This window comes from Promicromonospora sukumoe 327MFSha3.1, assembly GCF_000385135.1.
GTDB classification, from domain to species: Bacteria; Actinomycetota; Actinomycetes; order Actinomycetales; family Cellulomonadaceae; genus Promicromonospora; species Promicromonospora sukumoe_B.
On sequence record NZ_ARQM01000013.1, the window covers coordinates 286,079 to 301,039 of the forward strand.

14 protein-coding genes and 1 riboswitch are annotated in these 14,961 nt (G+C 72.0%); of the genes, 7 read left to right on the top strand and 7 right to left on the bottom strand.

Features of this window, described 5'->3' with window-relative positions; genetic code table 11:
* Nucleotides 1-38 precede the first annotated feature (38 nt).
* Nucleotides 39-1,277 carry an ROK family transcriptional regulator gene (locus H291_RS0122220; RefSeq protein ID WP_020017232.1) on the bottom strand — a complete coding sequence of 413 codons (1,239 nt, stop codon included), beginning with the start codon at nt 1,275-1,277 and terminating at the stop codon, nt 39-41.
* Nucleotides 1,278-1,367: 90 nt separating this feature from the next.
* Here H291_RS0122220 and xylA point away from each other — a divergent pair, with 90 nt between their 5' ends.
* Together xylA and xylB are read left to right on the top strand one after the other, a co-directional pair.
* Entirely contained in the window at nt 1,368-2,522 is a 1,155-nt protein-coding gene (xylA, locus tag H291_RS0122225) for a xylose isomerase (RefSeq protein ID WP_020017233.1), read from the top strand.
* A gap of 182 nt (nt 2,523-2,704) precedes the next feature.
* Nucleotides 2,705-4,213 (top strand): xylulokinase, encoded by a 1,509-nt coding sequence (gene xylB, locus H291_RS0122230; protein ID WP_020017234.1) that lies wholly within the window; start codon nt 2,705-2,707, stop codon nt 4,211-4,213.
* Nucleotides 4,214-4,317: 104 nt separating this feature from the next.
* Here the strand turns inward: xylB and H291_RS0122235 are convergent, their stop codons facing one another.
* The 3 genes from H291_RS0122235 to H291_RS31210 are packed head-to-tail and all read right to left on the bottom strand — an operon-like array spanning nt 4,318 to nt 6,262.
* Nucleotides 4,318-4,842, bottom strand: a complete 525-nt coding sequence (locus H291_RS0122235; protein WP_020017235.1) for a dihydrofolate reductase — start codon at nt 4,840-4,842, stop codon at nt 4,318-4,320.
* Nucleotides 4,842-5,645 carry a thymidylate synthase gene (locus tag H291_RS0122240; protein ID WP_020017236.1) on the bottom strand — a complete coding sequence of 268 codons (804 nt, stop codon included), beginning with the start codon at nt 5,643-5,645 and terminating at the stop codon, nt 4,842-4,844. The genes H291_RS0122235 and H291_RS0122240 overlap by 1 nt, the downstream gene beginning before the upstream one ends.
* Before the next feature lie 50 nt (nt 5,646-5,695).
* On the bottom strand, nt 5,696-6,262 hold the full coding sequence (locus H291_RS31210; protein WP_020017237.1) for a hypothetical protein: 567 nt from the start codon (nt 6,260-6,262) through the stop codon (nt 5,696-5,698).
* Between the two features lie 148 nt (nt 6,263-6,410).
* Here H291_RS31210 and H291_RS0122250 point away from each other — a divergent pair, with 148 nt between their 5' ends.
* The 4 genes from H291_RS0122250 to H291_RS0122265 all read left to right on the top strand — a co-directional run bounded on the left by H291_RS0122250 (nt 6,411) and on the right by H291_RS0122265 (nt 10,581).
* Nucleotides 6,411-6,890, top strand: coding sequence for an OsmC family protein (locus tag H291_RS0122250; protein ID WP_020017238.1), 480 nt, complete (start codon nt 6,411-6,413; stop codon nt 6,888-6,890).
* Nucleotides 6,891-6,892: 2 nt separating this feature from the next.
* A complete protein-coding gene (locus H291_RS0122255; protein ID WP_020017239.1) occupies nt 6,893-7,672 on the top strand; it encodes a hypothetical protein in 780 nt (259 codons plus the stop codon).
* A gap of 76 nt (nt 7,673-7,748) precedes the next feature.
* Nucleotides 7,749-9,287, top strand: coding sequence for an ornithine--oxo-acid transaminase (gene rocD / locus H291_RS31215; protein WP_020017240.1), 1,539 nt, complete (start codon nt 7,749-7,751; stop codon nt 9,285-9,287).
* A gap of 49 nt (nt 9,288-9,336) precedes the next feature.
* Complete coding sequence (locus tag H291_RS0122265) at nt 9,337-10,581, top strand: aminotransferase class I/II-fold pyridoxal phosphate-dependent enzyme (protein ID WP_020017241.1); 1,245 nt, start codon at nt 9,337-9,339, stop codon at nt 10,579-10,581.
* Nucleotides 10,582-10,661: 80 nt separating this feature from the next.
* Here the strand turns inward: H291_RS0122265 and H291_RS0122270 are convergent, their stop codons facing one another.
* The 3 genes from H291_RS0122270 to H291_RS0122280 all read right to left on the bottom strand — a co-directional run bounded on the left by H291_RS0122270 (nt 10,662) and on the right by H291_RS0122280 (nt 13,691).
* Entirely contained in the window at nt 10,662-11,651 is a 990-nt protein-coding gene (locus tag H291_RS0122270; RefSeq protein WP_020017242.1) for a universal stress protein, read from the bottom strand.
* 162 nt (nt 11,652-11,813) lie between these two features.
* On the bottom strand, nt 11,814-12,566 hold the full coding sequence (locus tag H291_RS0122275) for a C40 family peptidase (protein WP_020017243.1): 753 nt from the start codon (nt 12,564-12,566) through the stop codon (nt 11,814-11,816).
* Nucleotides 12,567-12,616: 50 nt separating this feature from the next.
* A riboswitch (cyclic di-AMP (ydaO/yuaA leader) is annotated at nt 12,617-12,809 on the bottom strand.
* Between the two features lie 165 nt (nt 12,810-12,974).
* Nucleotides 12,975-13,691 (bottom strand): metal-dependent transcriptional regulator, encoded by a 717-nt coding sequence (locus H291_RS0122280; RefSeq protein WP_020017244.1) that lies wholly within the window; start codon nt 13,689-13,691, stop codon nt 12,975-12,977.
* Nucleotides 13,692-13,779: 88 nt separating this feature from the next.
* Here H291_RS0122280 and serC point away from each other — a divergent pair, with 88 nt between their 5' ends.
* Nucleotides 13,780-14,883 carry a phosphoserine transaminase gene (gene serC / locus H291_RS0122285; RefSeq protein WP_420038575.1) on the top strand — a complete coding sequence of 368 codons (1,104 nt, stop codon included), beginning with the start codon at nt 13,780-13,782 and terminating at the stop codon, nt 14,881-14,883.
* The last annotated feature ends 78 nt before the right edge of the window (nt 14,884-14,961 follow it).

The window sequence follows — 14,961 nt, forward strand, 5'->3', positions numbered from 1 at the left end:
TGGTCGAGCCTGTCGAGACCCGGCCCCCGACCGGCCGCCTAGACCCAGGCCGCCGGGTCCGCGAGCACGGCCTGCAGCACCTCGCGGGCACCGCCCGTCAGCGCTGCCTGCGGCCCGGCCTGCGCGGCCCTGACCTGCAGGTCCACGAACGGGGCCGCGAGCACGCGGTCGGCGAGCACGGCCTCGATGTCGGCGCGCAGCCACGGCAGCAGGTCGGTGTAGGCGCCGCCGAGCACGATCGTCGAGACGTCGAGCAGGTTCACGAAGTCGGCGAGCGCCGAGCCGAGGGCCCGCCCGGCGGGGAGGGCGCCGTCGGCCGACGCTCCCCCGCTGTCCGGCACCCCCGGGCCGCCGTCGGCGAGGCGTTCGACGAGCGCGGCGAGCGGGGCGTCGGGCGGTAGCCCCGCCGCGCGCATCATGGCCGCCTTGCCCGCGTACTGTTCCAGGCAGCCGAAGGCGCCGCACGAGCAGCGCGGCCCGGCGGGGTCGACGACGACGTGCCCGATCTCGCCGTTCCAGCCCCGCTCCCCCAGGAAGAGCGCGCGGTCGACGACGATGGCCGCGCCGATGCCGACGTCACCCGAGACGAAGACGAACGAGTCGGGCGCGGCGACGTCGGACCCGCCGGCGAGCTCCGCGAGCGCCGCGAGCTTGGCCTCGTTGGCGATGCGGACGGGCAGCTCGCCAAGGCCCAGCAGGCCGACCGGCTCGAGCGATGACCAGCCCAGGTTGGGCGCCACCTCCAGCAGGCCGGTGCGCGGGTCGACCAGGCCCGGCAGGGCGAGCCGCGCGCCCGCGACCGTCATGCCCGCCGCGGCGACGCCGTCGCACACCTCGCGGGCGAGCTCGCCGAGGCGGCCGAGCACCACGGCGGGGTCGCTGTCGTGGAACGCGCCCGGGACCACGCGGTCGGCCACGACCTCGCCGGTGAGATCGAGCACACGCACGCCCAGGTAGTCCACGTTGACCTCGAGGCCGAGGCCCACGAGGGACCGGGGTGCCGGGACCAGCGGGACAGCGGGCCGGCCGGCCCGGCCGCCGGTCACGGCGGGCAGCTCGCGCACCAGGCGCGCGGCCACGAGCTGGTCCACCAGCGTGGACACCGTGGCCCGGGCCAGACCGGTCGCGGCCGCCACCCCCGCGCGGGAGAGTGGTTCAGGCACCTCGAACACCGCGCGGGCGACGAGCTCCAGGTTGTGCTCGCGCAGGGAGTGCTGGCGGGCCGCGGCGGGGCCCGTCCGCGTGGAGGTGTCGTGGGCGGTCCCGGCGGTGGTCACGCCTTGACTGTAGCCGAGGGCCGGGTAATAGTTCAGTCGTACAACTAATGCGGCGCCGCATGCCGGGGCCGCCCTCGACGAGGAGACCCCGTGAGCGACATCAAGTACTCGTTCGGCCTGTGGACCGTCGGCTGGCCCGCCGCCGACCCGTTCGGCACGGCGACCCGCCCCGAGCTGGACCCGGCCGAGTCGGTCCGCAAGCTCGCCGACCTCGGTGCCTGGGGCTTCACGTTCCACGACAACGACGTCTACCCCTTCGGCTCGGACGACACCGAGCGCCAGAAGCACATCGACTCCGTCAAGAAGGCCTCCGCCGACACCGGCCTGGTCTGCGAGATGGTCACCACCAACACGTTCACGCACCCCGTCTTCAAGGACGGCGCGTTCACCTCCAACAACCGCGAGGTGCGCCGCTTCGGCCTGCGCAAGGTGCTGCGCAACGTGGACCTCGCCGCCGACATGGGCGCGTCCACGTTCGTCATGTGGGGTGGCCGCGAGGGCACCGAGTACGACAACTCGAAGGACCTCAACGCCGCGCACGCGCGCTACGCCGAGGGCATCGACACCGTCGCCTCGTACATCAAGGAGAAGGGCTACGGGCTGAAGATCGCCCTGGAGCCCAAGCCGAACGAGCCCCGCGGCGACATCTTCCTGCCGACCATCGGGCACGCCATCGCGCTGATCGACTCGCTCGACAACGCCGACATCGTGGGCCTCAACCCCGAGGTCGGTCACGAGCAAATGGCCGGCCTGAACTACACGCACGGCATCGCCCTGGCGCTGCACGTGGGCAAGCTGTTCCACATCGACCTGAACGGTCAGCACGGCCCGAAGTACGACCAGGACCTCGTGTTCGGTCACGGCGACCTGCTGTCCGCGTTCTTCACCGTGGACCTGCTGGAGAACGGCTTCCCGAACGGCGGCCCCCGCTACGAGGGCCCGCGCCACTTCGACTACAAGCCCTCGCGCACCGAGTACCTCGACGGCGTGTGGGAGTCGGCCGCGGCCAACATGAAGACCTACGACCTGCTCGCCGCCAAGGCGAAGCAGTACCGCGAGGACCCCGAGGTCCAGGCCGCGTTCGAGCAGGCCGGGATCTTCGAGCTGGGCCAGTCGACGCTCGCCGAGGGCGAGTCGTTCGACTCCTTCCTCGCCGAGGCCGACCCCGACGTCGACGCCCTCGCCGAGAAGGACTACGGCCTGGTCCGCCTGCACCAGCTGGCGCTGAACCACCTGATCGGCTGACCCCTCCGCCGGTCAAGCCACATCCGCTGGTCGAGCCGGCCCACCGCTGGTCGAGCTTGTCGAGACCTCACCAGGTCTCGACAAGCTCGACCGACGTGCGTCCGACACGCTCGACCAGCGTGCGTCCGACGCGCTGTAGCGTGTCAGTCGCCTCTCCCTACGAACCACCTCCTGGAGCACCGATGCCCCTCGTCGCCGGCGTGGACACGTCCACGCAGTCCTGCAAGATCGTCGTGCGCGACGCCGAGACCGGGGCGCTGGTCCGCACCGGTTCCGCCAAGCACCCCGACGGCACGGAGGTGGACCCGCAGCACTGGTGGGACGCCTTCCAGGAGGCGGCAGCCGCCGCGGGCGGCCTGGCCGACGTCGCCGCGATCTCGGTGGGCGGCCAGCAGCACGGCATGGTCACCCTCGATGCCGACGGCAACGTCGTGCGCCCGGCGCTGCTCTGGAACGACACCCGCTCCGCGCCGTCGGCCGAGGCTCTGATCAGCGAGCTCGGCGACGGCAGCCGCGAGGCCGGGGCGCAGGCCTGGGCCGACGCCGTCGGCTCCGTGCTCGTCGCGTCCCTGACCGTCACCAAGCTGCGCTGGCTGCGCGACAACGAGCCCGAGAACGCGGCCCGCGTCGCCGCCGTCGCGCTCCCCCACGACTGGCTGTCGTGGCGCATCGCGGGCTACGGCCCCGCGGGCGACCCGACCGCTCCCCTGGGCCCGCAGCTCGACAAGCTGTTCACCGACCGCTCGGACGCCTCGGGCACCGGGTACTACGACGCCGCCGTCGGCGAGTACCGGCCTGACCTGCTGGAACGCGCCCTGGGCCGGACCGACGTCGTGCTCCCGCGCGTGGTCGGCGTGGCCGAGGCGGGCGCCGTCGCACACCCGAGCATCGCGGGCGCCGACCTCGACCCTTCGACAGGCTCAGGGACCGGCTGCCTCATCGGCCCCGGCGCGGGCGACAACGCCGGCGCGTCCCTCGGGCTCGGCATGACGCCGGGCGACATCGCCATCTCGATCGGCACCTCCGGTGTGGTGTCCGCCGTCGCTCCCAAGCGCACCGCGGACGGCACCGGCGCGATCAACGGGTTCGCCGACGCGACCGGGAACGCCCTCATGCTCGCCGTCACGCTCAACGCGGCGCGCGTGCTGGACGCCGCCCGCGAGGTGCTCGACGTCGACTTCGACGAACTCGCCGAGCTGGCGCTCCAGGCCCCGCCCGGCTCCGACGGCCTGGTGCTCGTGCCGTACCTGGAGGGCGAGCGCACCCCCAACCGGCCCGACGCCACCGGCACGCTGCACGGCATCCGCCTCGCGACGTCGACCCGCTCGCACCTGGCGCGCGCCTACATCGAGGGCATGCTCTGCGGGCTCGCCGACGGTCTGGACGCGCTGCGCGCCCAGGGTGTCGCGGTGGAGCGCGTGATGCTGATCGGCGGTGCCGCGCAGTCCCCGGCCGTGCAGCAGATCGCCCCGCAGGTCTTCGGCCTGCCGATCGGCATCCCCGAGCCGGGCGAGTACGTGGCCGACGGCGCCGCGCGCCAGGCCGCGTGGACGCTCGCCGCGGCGTCGGCCCCGGGCGGCGCGGACGACGTCGCCGCACCCGCCTGGTCGACGACGATCGCGACCACGCTGGCGGCCGACCCGAAGCCCGTGGTTCGCGAGCAGTACGCGGCGGTCCGCGACCTGGTCTGAGCTGTCGGCGGGCGTGGCCGCGCCCGGGAACCACCACGAACTCGGGGTGTGTTGCTCTCAGTAGAACTTGTCTACGCAGAGCAACACACCCCGGATTCGTACGGTCACCCTGGCTGGTCGGAACGCGTGTACCGCAGGTGCCGGAACCGCAGCCCGGAGGACGACGTCGTCCACTCCGTCGCGGAGGCGACCGACCACTCCGGACCGATCTCCGGGGCGTACACGTCGCCCTCGACCTCGGTGTTGATCTCGCTCACCTCGAGCACGTCCGCGACGGGCATCGCGGCGTTGTAGATCTGCGACCCGCCCATCACCCAGATCTCGTCGCCGCCCGGCGCGTCGGCCGCGACCGTGAGCGCCTCGCCCAGGGTGCCGGCCGGCACGACGTCGCCGTCGGCGTCGGGCACCCCGTGAGGGCCGCGCGAGGAGATGACGATGTTGGTGCGCCCCGGCAGCGGACGCCTGGGCAGCGACTCCCAGGTGAGCCGGCCCATCACGACGGGGTGCCCGGCCGTGGTGCGCTTGAAGTGCGCGAAGTCCTCGGGCACGTGCCACGGGATGTCGCCGCCGGCGCCGATCACGGGCCGGCCTGCGGCGTCGCGCGCCTGCCCCCAGATGAGCCCGATCATCAGACGGCGATCGGGGCCTTGATGGTGGGGTGCGAGACGTACCCCAGCACCTCGACGTCCTCGAACTCGTAGTCGAAGATCGAGTCGCGCGGGGCGAGCCGCAACGACGGGTAGGGGTACGGGTCGCGCGCGAGCTGCGTCTCGACCTGCTCCACGTGGTTGTCGTAGATGTGCACGTCGCCGCCGGTCCAGACGAACTCGCCGACCTCGAGCCCGGTCTGCGCCGCGACCATGTGCGTCAGCAGCGCGTAGGACGCGATGTTGAACGGCACCCCGAGGAACAGGTCGGCCGAGCGCTGGTAGAGCTGGCAGCTCAGCTTGCCGTCCGCCACGTAGAACTGGAACAGGGCGTGGCACGGCGGGAGCGCCATGTCGTCCACCTCGGCCGGGTTCCACGCCGTGACGATGTGCCGCCGCGAGTCGGGGTTGGTGCGGATCTGCTCGACGACCTTGGCGATCTGGTCCACGTGCCCGCCGTCGGGAGTGGGCCACGAGCGCCACTGGACCCCGTAGACCGGGCCCAGCTCGCCCGACTCGTCGGCCCAGTCGTCCCAGATCTTGACGCCGCGCTCCTGCAACCAGCGCACGTTGGAGTCGCCGCGCAGGAACCAGAGCAGCTCGTAGACGACCGACTTGAGGTGCACGCGCTTGGTGGTGATCAACGGGAACCCCTTGGCCAGGTCGTACCGGATCTGCCGCCCGAACACGCTGCGCGTCCCCGTGCCGGTGCGGTCGCCCTTGCGGGCGCCGGTGGCGAGCACGTCACGGAGCAGGTCCTCGTACGGGGTGTCGATCTCGGTCATGGGGGCAAGCCTACGTCCGCGACCGCCGGGAGCCCGGGCAGCGCCACGGGTCAGGACCGGTCCGCCCGGAGCTCCTTGAGCCGGGCACCGCGCCGGCGGTAGAGCACGCCCATCGTCACGATCACGAGGGCCACGACGCCGCCCGCCACCGCGCCCCAGGCCGACCCACCACGGAACGCGGGCCCGTCGACGTCGAGGATCCGCTCGCCGGCGTGCGCCGCCGCCGAGGTGCCCATGACGATCCCGAGCGTCAGCAGGTTGGGCACCGCGAACACCACCGCCGCCGCGAGGTACCCGCTGCGCACCTGCCAGGACCGCCGGGTCAGCACGGCCTGCGCGAGGAACAGCACCGGGACCAGAGTGAAGACCGCGCCCACCATGAGCCCCCACCAGGCGCCCGCGGCGAACGAACCGTCCACCGCGTTGCCGATCACCTGGGCCCACCAGCGGGGCAGGAACGCGTCCAGGAACAGGTAGATCAGCCAGACGGCGAGGATCACGGCGGCTACGCCGAGCAGGCGCAGGCCGATGTCCTTCCAGTCCGGCCGCCACGCGGTTCTCCCCCCGCCCGACGTCGCCCCGGTCGCCCCCTGCTCGCCGCTCACGTTCTGCGCCATGGGTGAGATCGTCGCAGCGTACGGGCCGCTCTGCCCGGCGAACGGGAACGTCGCGGAGGCCGTTCGCGTTGAGCACTAGGCCGACCGACCGGGACCCGGAGCGTCCAGCTACGTGACCGTGTCGGTGAGCAGTGGAAGGATCACCCTCATGACGGAGCAGACCACCACCCCGGGAGCCACGCCCACCGAGGACGCCGTGACCCCCTCACCCACGGACCCGCTGTGGGTGGAGCGCAACGGCACGCGCACGTACACGGGCTTCTCGGCCCGCGGCGCGCGCGTGGAGATCGGACCGGCCAGCGCCGGTGCGGTGTTCACGCCGGGCGAGCTGCTGAAGGTCGCGCTCGCCGCCTGCGCCGGGATGAGCAGCGACCGCGCCTTCGCGCGCCGCCTGGGTGACGACTACAAGACCACGATCCGCGTCGAGGACCCCAAGGACATGGCGGAGGACCGGTACCCGGTGCTCACCGAGAAGTTCGAGATCGACCTGTCCGCCCTCGACGACGAGGACCGGGCCAAGCTCCTGACGATCGCCCAGCGGTCGATCGACAAGGCCTGCACCGTCGGGCGCACGCTCGAGGCGGGCGCCCGGATCCCGGACGCGCAGTTCAACCAGCCGGAGGGCTGACCATGACCGACGACAAGAAGCTGACCGCAGCCGAGTCCAACGGCAAGGCCACCCCGGGCGACTCGCTCGTCAAGCCCGACGGGTCGCTGCACGTCACCAAGGCGGACTGGCTCAACTACAAACCGGACGGCCCCCTCGACCATCTGGTGGACCGGGCCGTGACCATCCCCTCGGCCACCATCCACAAGCATGTGGACAAGGTGCGCGCGCGGAACCCCGACGCCTCGCCGGCGGAGATCATCAAGCTCCTGGAGAAGGAGTACATGCGGGTCATCCAGACCACGGGCAGTGCCGTCGGCGCGGCCGCGGCGATCCCGGCGGTCGGCACCGCCGCGAGCGTCGCGCTGTCGACGAGCGACGTGGCGACGTTCTTCGCGTCGTCCGCGGCGTTCTCGCTCGCCATCGCGGACGTGCACGGGATCGACGTCCAGGACGTCCCGCGCCGGCGCGCGCTCCTGCTCGCCACCGTGCTCGGTGACAAGGGTGCGAAGGACGTCGAGGACGCCATCGGCGGCTCCGGTGTCGCGTGGGGCAAGGTGCTGCTCACGAGCATGCCCCGCGGCACGCTCCAGCGCGTCAACAAGGCGCTGACCCACCAGTTCATCAAGAAGCAGATCGCCAAGCAGGGCAGCCTGCTGCTCGGGCGCATCCTGCCGTTCGGCATCGGGGCCGTCGTCGGCCTGGTCGGCGCCCGCGCGCTCGGCCACACCGTCATCGCGCAGTCCCGTGCCGCGTTCGGCCCGCCGCCGGACCGGTTCCCGCGCGTCATCGAGCAGAAGTAGGTCGTTCCCGGCACCGAGCGGCCGATATATGCGGGCGGCGAGGCGGGATTCCGGGACCCGACCTAGGCTGCGGGTCATGGCGGACACGACGCACGGCGCACTCGCCCCGACGTACCATCCCCTGCCGGTCACGATCGCGCGGGCGCACGGTACACACGTATGGGACACCGACGGCAACGAGTTCCTCGACTTCCTGTCGGGGTACTCGGCCCTGAACTTCGGGCACCTGCACCAAGGGCTGGTCGCGGCTGCGATGACGCAGCTGCGCCAGGTCACCCTCACGTCCCGTGCGTTCGACCACGACCGGCTCGAGGAGTTCGCCCAGCGGCTCGTCGAGGTGGTGGGCCCGCTGACGACCGGCGGCGAGGACAGCCTCGTGGTGCCGATGAACACCGGCGCCGAGGCCGTGGAGACCGCGATCAAGGCGGTCCGCAAGTGGGGCTACGACGTACGCGGCGTGCCGGAGGGCCAGGCGACGATCGTGATCGCCGGGGGCAACTTCCACGGCCGCACCACCACCTTGGTCGGGCTGTCGGACGACCCGGTCGCGCGCGACGGGTTCGGACCGTTCGCCCCCGGCTTCGTGCGGGTGCCGTTCGGTGACCTGCAGGCCGTGGCCGACGCCGTCGACGACACCACCGTGGCCGTGCTGATGGAGCCGGTGCAGGGCGAGGCCGGCGTGGTGATCCCGCCGGACGACTTCTGGCCCGGCCTGCGTGCCCTCACCACCGAGAAGAACATCGTCCTGGTCGCCGACGAGATCCAGTCGGGCCTCGGCCGCACCGGCACCACCCTGGCCTGCGAGCTCTGGGACGTGCAGCCGGACCTGGTCTGCCTGGGCAAGGCGCTCGGCGGCGGGATCGTGGCGGTCTCGGCCGTCGTCGGCAGGCCCGAGATCCTCGGCGTCCTGACGCCGGGCACGCACGGCTCCACGTTCGGCGGCAACCCGCTGGCGTGCGCGGTCGGCGTCGCCGCGCTCGACCTGCTCTCGACGGGGCAGTACCAGGCCCGAGCCGCGGCGTCGGGCAAGGTGCTCCAGGAGCGGCTCGACGCGCTGGTGGACCAGGGTCTGCTGACCGGTGCGCGCTGCGTCGGGCTCTGGGCCGGCGTCGACGTGGACCCGGAGCTCGGCACCGGCCGCGAGCTGTGCGAGGCGCTGCTCGAGCGGGGTGTGCTCGCCAAGGACACGCACGCCTCGACCATCCGCCTGTCGCCGCCCCTGTCGATCGTCCAGCCCGAGCTGGAGATGGCGCTCGACATCCTGGAGGAGTCCCTGGTGGCGCTGCGGGACGGCGGCCCGGGCGGCGGCGCCGGCGAGAAGCCGGACGACGACGGGTCGGACGGCGCGGGGGTAACCGAAGAGGCTGTGGCCGAGGAAGCTGTCGCCGAGTCTGAGCCTGCCGAGACGGAGCCTGCCGACGAGGCGCTGACCGACGAGGCACCGGCGACCGAGGCCCCGACCGAGAAGCCCGCGACCGAGGCCCCGACCGAGAAGCCCACCGACGAGACCGACAGCACAACTGCCCCATCCGCGGACACGTCAGACATCCCAGACGCGGAAGTCACCCCGCCCCGCAAGCGCCGCCGGTCACGGCTGTCACCGGCCGCCGGCTGAGCGTATTCTCCCGGGGGTGACCACTACGACGTCGTCCCACCACACCGCTATGCTCCCGGACCTCGCGCAGCTCCAGCAGGCCTACGCCGAGCTTCAGGCCAAGGGCCTGAAGCTGGATCTGACGCGCGGCAAGCCGTCCGCCGAGCAGCTCGATCTCGCCGAGCCGATGCTGGCCCTGCCCGGCGTGGGCGTGCACACCGACGAGACCGGCACGGACGCGCGCAACTACGGCGGGCTGGACGGCGGCATCACGATCCGCCGCATCTTCGCCGAGCTGCTCGACGTGCCCGTGGAGCAGCTCCTCGCGGGCGGGAACGCGTCCCTCACGACCATGCACGACGTCGTCGCGTTCGCCGAGCTGTTCGGCTTCCCCGACTCCCCCAGGCCGTGGGCGCGCGAGGAGAAGGTGCGCTGGATCTGCCCGGTGCCGGGCTACGACCGGCACTTCACGATCTGCGAGGCCTTCGGCATCGAGATGATCCCGGTGCCGATGACGGCGGACGGCCCGGACGCCGAGGCCGTCGCGGCGCTCGTCGCGGCCGACCCCACGATCAAGGGCATGTGGGTCGTGCCCACGTACTCCAACCCGGACGGCGCGGTCATCAGCGCCGACGTCGCCCGCGCGCTGGTCTCCATGCCCGCCGCCGCGCCGGACTTCCGCATCCTGTGGGACAACGCGTACGCGGTGCACCACCTGACCGACGACGAGGTGACCAGCCCGAACGCGATCGCCCTGGCCGCCGAGGCCGGACACCCGGACCGCGTGCTGCTGTTCGCCTCCACGTCCAAGATCACGTTCGCGGGCGCGGGCGTCTCGTTCCTGGGCAGCTCGGCGGCGAACGTCGCCTGGTTCAAGAAGCACCTGTCGGTCGCCTCCATCGGCCCGGACAAGCTGAACCACCTGCGGCACGCGATGTTCTTCGGCTCGGCCGACGGCGTGCGCGAGCACATGCGCAAGCACCGCGCGATCCTGGCGCCGAAGTTCGAGGCCGTGGTCGAGATCCTGACCGAGCGCCTGGGGGGCTACGGCATCGCGTCGTGGACCGAGCCCAAGGGCGGTTATTTCGTGTCGCTCGACGTCGCGCCGGGCACGGCGGCCCGGGTGGTGCAGCTCGCCAAGGAGGCCGGCATCGCGCTGACCCCCGCCGGCGCCACCCACCCGTACGGCAAGGACCCGCGGGACCAGAACGTGCGCCTGGCGCCGTCGATGCCTCCGCTGGACGAGGTCCGCACGGCGATGGACGGTGTCGCCACCTGCGTGCTGCTCGCCGCGGCCGAGGCCGCGCAAGCCTGACCGGCCCGCACCACTCACGAACGTGTCAGACCCTCAGGTCACTCCGGTGACCTGAGGGTCTGACACGTTCGAGGTACCGGTCAGTCCGGGCAGTGCTTGTTCACCACGAGCACCGGGCAGGCCGCGTGGTGCAGCACCGCCTGGCTCGTCGAGCCCAGCAGCAGCCCGCGGAACCCGCCGCGACCGCGCGAGCCGACGACGACGAGGTCCGACGCCGTGGAGAACTCCGTCAGCAGCTCCGCGCCCGTGCCGTCCAGCACGATGCGCCGGATGCGCAGGCCTGGGTTTTCGGCCTCGTACCGGTCGACGAGCACGTCCATGCCGGCCCCGATGTCGGCCAGCACCTGCTCCCGGTCGATCGACGACGGCAGCCACGCCAGCATCCCCGCGTTGCCCACGGGTACACCCGTGACGGCGGTCAGCTCCGCGCCCCACGCGTTGGCCTGGACGATCGCGTGCTGCAGCGCCCGTTCGGCCTGCGGCGACCCGTCCACGCCGACGACGATGCGGCGCACCTCCCGGATCTCCGCGACCCCGGGCGCCACGCCGGTCTCGGCGTCCGCCGCACCGGCGGCGGTGCCGGGCTCGTCGGAGCTGATGTCCGGCGGGGTCCAGGAGACGCCCCGGTTGGTCTCGGCCCGCAGCGGCACGACGACCACCGGACACTTCGCGTGCGCCGGCAGCGCGGACGACACCGTGCCCAGCAGGCGCTCCGTGAAGCCTCCCCGGCCGCGGGTCCCCACGACGGCGAGCCCGTAGTCCGCTGACAGCTCCACGAGCACGCCCGCGGCGTCACCGGTGGCGACCTCCGTCGTAGCGCGCACCCCGGCGTCGGCCACGCGGTTCTGCGCCTCGACCAGGACCGCCTTGGCGCCCTCCTGGATGGTGGTGTCGTCGAGGGCGGCATACCCGCCGTCGAGCGACGCGGCCGTGAACGACGGCAACGAATAGCTGCACACGATGTGCAGCGCCCAGCCCACGCGGTGCGCGTAAGCGGTAGCCCAGTCCAGCGCGTGCAGACTCGCGGCCGATCCGTCCACCCCGACCAGTACGACCTCGGATCGTGTCATCGCCAGTCCTTTCTATGGCAGTGCACCTTTGCCCTCCAACGCTACCGGCGGCGCGGCGGTCTTGGGTAACCGGAGGCAAAAAGTCTGCAGAAAGATGGCAAAGCAGAGCGCCCGCCCGGTCGTGACCGGACAGGCGCTCTGCGAGGTACTACGTGGCTGCGATCAGCCCAGGCGGATGAACGTCGGGTTCGACTGCCAGATGGTGCGGAAGTCGACCACGGTGCCCGGCTTGGACGCGTCGATCATGGTGTTGCCACCGGCGTAGATCGAGACGTGCCCGGGGGTCCACATCAGGTCGCCCGGCTGGGCCTCCGAGGCCGGCACCTGCGTGCCGTAGCCGGACTGCGCCGAGGACGAGTGCGGCAGCGCGATGCCGAGCTGGCCGTAGACGTACGAAGTAAAGCCCGAGCAGTCGAAACCGCTCGGGCTGCCGCCACCGGAGACGTACGGGACGCCGATGTACCGGCTGGCGATGGAGATCACGGAGTTGCCGATCGCCGACGCCGGGACGTCGACGGACGAGGCGGTCGAGACCGTGGTGGCTGCTGCGGCAGCGGCCTCGGCAGCCTCGGCGGCGGCGGCCTCAGCGGCCTCCTCCGCCTCCTTGGCGGCGAGCTCGGCCTGGTAGTCCTCGTTGTCGGCAGCGGAGACCACCGAGACGGCGGACTTCTCGACGCTGAGCTCGGCGTCGGGCGCGACGGTCACGACGGGAGCGTTGGACAGGGACTCACGGGCCTGCGACGTCAGCGCGTTGAGGTCCACGGAGTTCATCTTGGCGGGGCCGGTCTCCAGCGGAGCGGCCTGCGCAGCCATCGCGCCACCGAACGTCGAGACCAGGAGCGCGCCACCTGCGGCGGCGACCGCGGTACGACGACCCACTGCGGCGTTCTGGGCGAGCTCGGTGAGCGGAGTCACGGGGCGACGCGCAGCACGATGGCGTGCGCGGGTGGTACGTGCGGTCACGAAGTACCTCTCCTTGTACGCCTTCGAGGTCAGCTGTCGGGTTCGGGTGGGAGAAATCACCCGGCCGTGCGCTCCCGAAGGATTACCCGGCTTCACCCCTAGGACGCACCCTGGCGCCCGATGGTGGGTCCCCCGCCTCTGTCATGCGGTCGTCTTGGGGCCCCGGCCGGTGACAGAGTTCGGCGTCCGTCCGGAGACTCCCTCGGAATAAACTCCGCGGGAGCGGTCCGAACGTACCCGACGTCACCCCCGATGTCACGTTCCGGCAACGAATGTCATGCCGTGTCGGACAGAGGGTGACACCTTTCCGACAAAAACGACTATTTCGCACCCCTGTCGCCCCGTACCGGGGCGGCCGGATCAGGCCGTCGCGACGAAGAGGTGCCGGGCCAGGTCCTCGCCCAGCTCGAGCGCCGTCCCGGCGCCGTCGACCGTCACCGTGTACGTACCGTCGCTGAGCTCCGCCGTGATCCGCGAGCCGGGCACGAGGCCGGCGTCGGACAGGCGGGCCAGCAGCTCGACGTCCGTCTGCAGGGGCTCCGCGATGCGGGTCAGCGACGCCGCGAGCGGCTCGCCCTTCACGCCCTTCTTGGCCGCGGCCTCGAACGCCGAGGGCAGCGAGATCACGCCGGCCAGGAACGGCACGTCCGTGTAGGCCTCGCCCAGCTCCGACAGGCCGGGGATCGGGTTGCCGTACGGGTCGTGGTGCGGGTGGTCCAGCAGGCCCACGAGCCGCTTCTCCACCAGGTCGCTCATCACGTGCTCCCAGCGGCAGGCCTCGACGTGCACGTGCTCCCAGTCGAGCTTGATCACGTCGGTCAGCAGCCGCTCCGCCAGGCGGTGCTTGCGCATCACGCGCATCGCCTTCTCGTGCCCGAGCTCCGTGAGCTCGAGGTGGCGGTCCCCGGTCACGATCACGAGGCCGTCGCGCTCCATGCGCGCGACGGTCTGCGACACCGTCGGCCCGGAGTGCCCCAGGCGCTCCGCGATGCGCGCGCGCAGGGGGGTGATGCCCTCCTCGTCGAGCTCGTAGATCGTCTTGAGGTACATCTCGGTGGTGTCGATCAGATCCGTCACGTCAGCTCCCGTCATGCGCGCAGCCGTCCAGTCGCCCTGGGCTCGGCGCCCCGGGCGTCGGCCCAGGTTCTAGTCTAGTTCTGTGCCACTGACAATCCCGACACACCTGCTGCCCACCGACGGCCGTTTCGGCTCAGGCCCGTCCAAGGTGCGCCAGGGACAGGTAGATCATCTCGTGGCGAACGCCCACGTGCTCGGTACGTCGCACCGGCAGGCGCCCGTCAAGGACGTGGTCCGCCGCATCCGCGAGGGTGTCACGGAGCTGCTCGGCGCGCCCGACGGCTACGAGGTGGCGCTCGGCAACGGCGGCTCCACCGCCTTCTGGGACGTGGCCACCCTGTGCCTCGTGGAGCGCAAGGCGCAGCACGCGTCGTTCGGCGAGTTCGGCGGCAAGTTCGCCACGGCGACGTCGCGCGCCCCGTTCCTCGAGCCCTCCCAGGTGATCACCGCGGAGCCGGGCACCGTCGCCTACCTCGAGCCGGCCGACGACGTCGACACCTACGCCACGCCGCACAACGAGACCTCGACGGGCGCGATGGCGCCGGTGCTGCGCCCGTCCGGGCCGGACGGCGCGATCGTCCTGACGGACGCGACGTCCGGGGCCGGTGCGCTGCCGGTGGACCTGCGCCAGACCGACGCCTACTACTTCGCCCCGCAGAAGGCGTTCGCGGCCGACGGCGGCCTGTGGCTCGCCGTGCTGTCGCCCGCCGCCGTCGAGCGGGCCGCCCGGATCGAGGCCTCGGGCCGCTGGGTTCCGGAGTTCCTGTCGCTCACGACGGCGATCACGAACTCGCGCCTGGACCAGACGCTGAACACGCCCGCCGTCGCGACGCTCCTGCTCCTGGCCGACCAGGTGGAGTGGCTCCTCGCGCAGGGCGGCCTGAAGTGGTCGACGGAGCGGTGCGCGACATCGGCCGAGATCCTCTACACCTGGGCCGAGAAGCGCTCGTGGGCGACGCCGTTCGTGGCGCGCCCCGAGGAGCGGTCCACGGTGGTCGGGACCATAGACCTGGCCGACGAGATCGACGCCGGACGGGTACTCTCCGAGCTACGCGCCAACGGCGTCCAGGACGTGTTCGCCTACCGCAAGCTCGGGCGGAACCAGCTCCGCGTCGGCATGTTTCCTGCCGTCGAGCCCGACGATGTAGCCGCGCTCACCGAGTGCGTGGACTACCTCGTCGAGCGCATCTGACCAGGCTGATCACGTCCGCAATACCCCTTGGACGGGGAGTTCTGCCTATTGTCCGGTGCACGGGGGCTCTGTAACGTT

Coding starts and splice junctions, on each gene's coding strand:
- xylB (WP_020017234.1), top strand. CDS start 2,705: ATGCCCCTCGTCGCCGGCGTGGACACGTCCACGCAGTCCTGCAAGATC.
- H291_RS0122235 (WP_020017235.1), bottom strand. CDS start 4,842: ATGATCGGGCTCATCTGGGGGCAGGCGCGCGACGCCGCAGGCCGGCCC.
- H291_RS0122240 (WP_020017236.1), bottom strand. CDS start 5,645: ATGACCGAGATCGACACCCCGTACGAGGACCTGCTCCGTGACGTGCTC.
- H291_RS31210 (WP_020017237.1), bottom strand. CDS start 6,262: ATGGCGCAGAACGTGAGCGGCGAGCAGGGGGCGACCGGGGCGACGTCG.
- H291_RS0122250 (WP_020017238.1), top strand. CDS start 6,411: ATGACGGAGCAGACCACCACCCCGGGAGCCACGCCCACCGAGGACGCC.
- H291_RS0122255 (WP_020017239.1), top strand. CDS start 6,893: ATGACCGACGACAAGAAGCTGACCGCAGCCGAGTCCAACGGCAAGGCC.
- rocD (WP_020017240.1), top strand. CDS start 7,749: ATGGCGGACACGACGCACGGCGCACTCGCCCCGACGTACCATCCCCTG.
- H291_RS0122265 (WP_020017241.1), top strand. CDS start 9,337: ATGCTCCCGGACCTCGCGCAGCTCCAGCAGGCCTACGCCGAGCTTCAG.
- H291_RS0122270 (WP_020017242.1), bottom strand. CDS start 11,651: ATGACACGATCCGAGGTCGTACTGGTCGGGGTGGACGGATCGGCCGCG.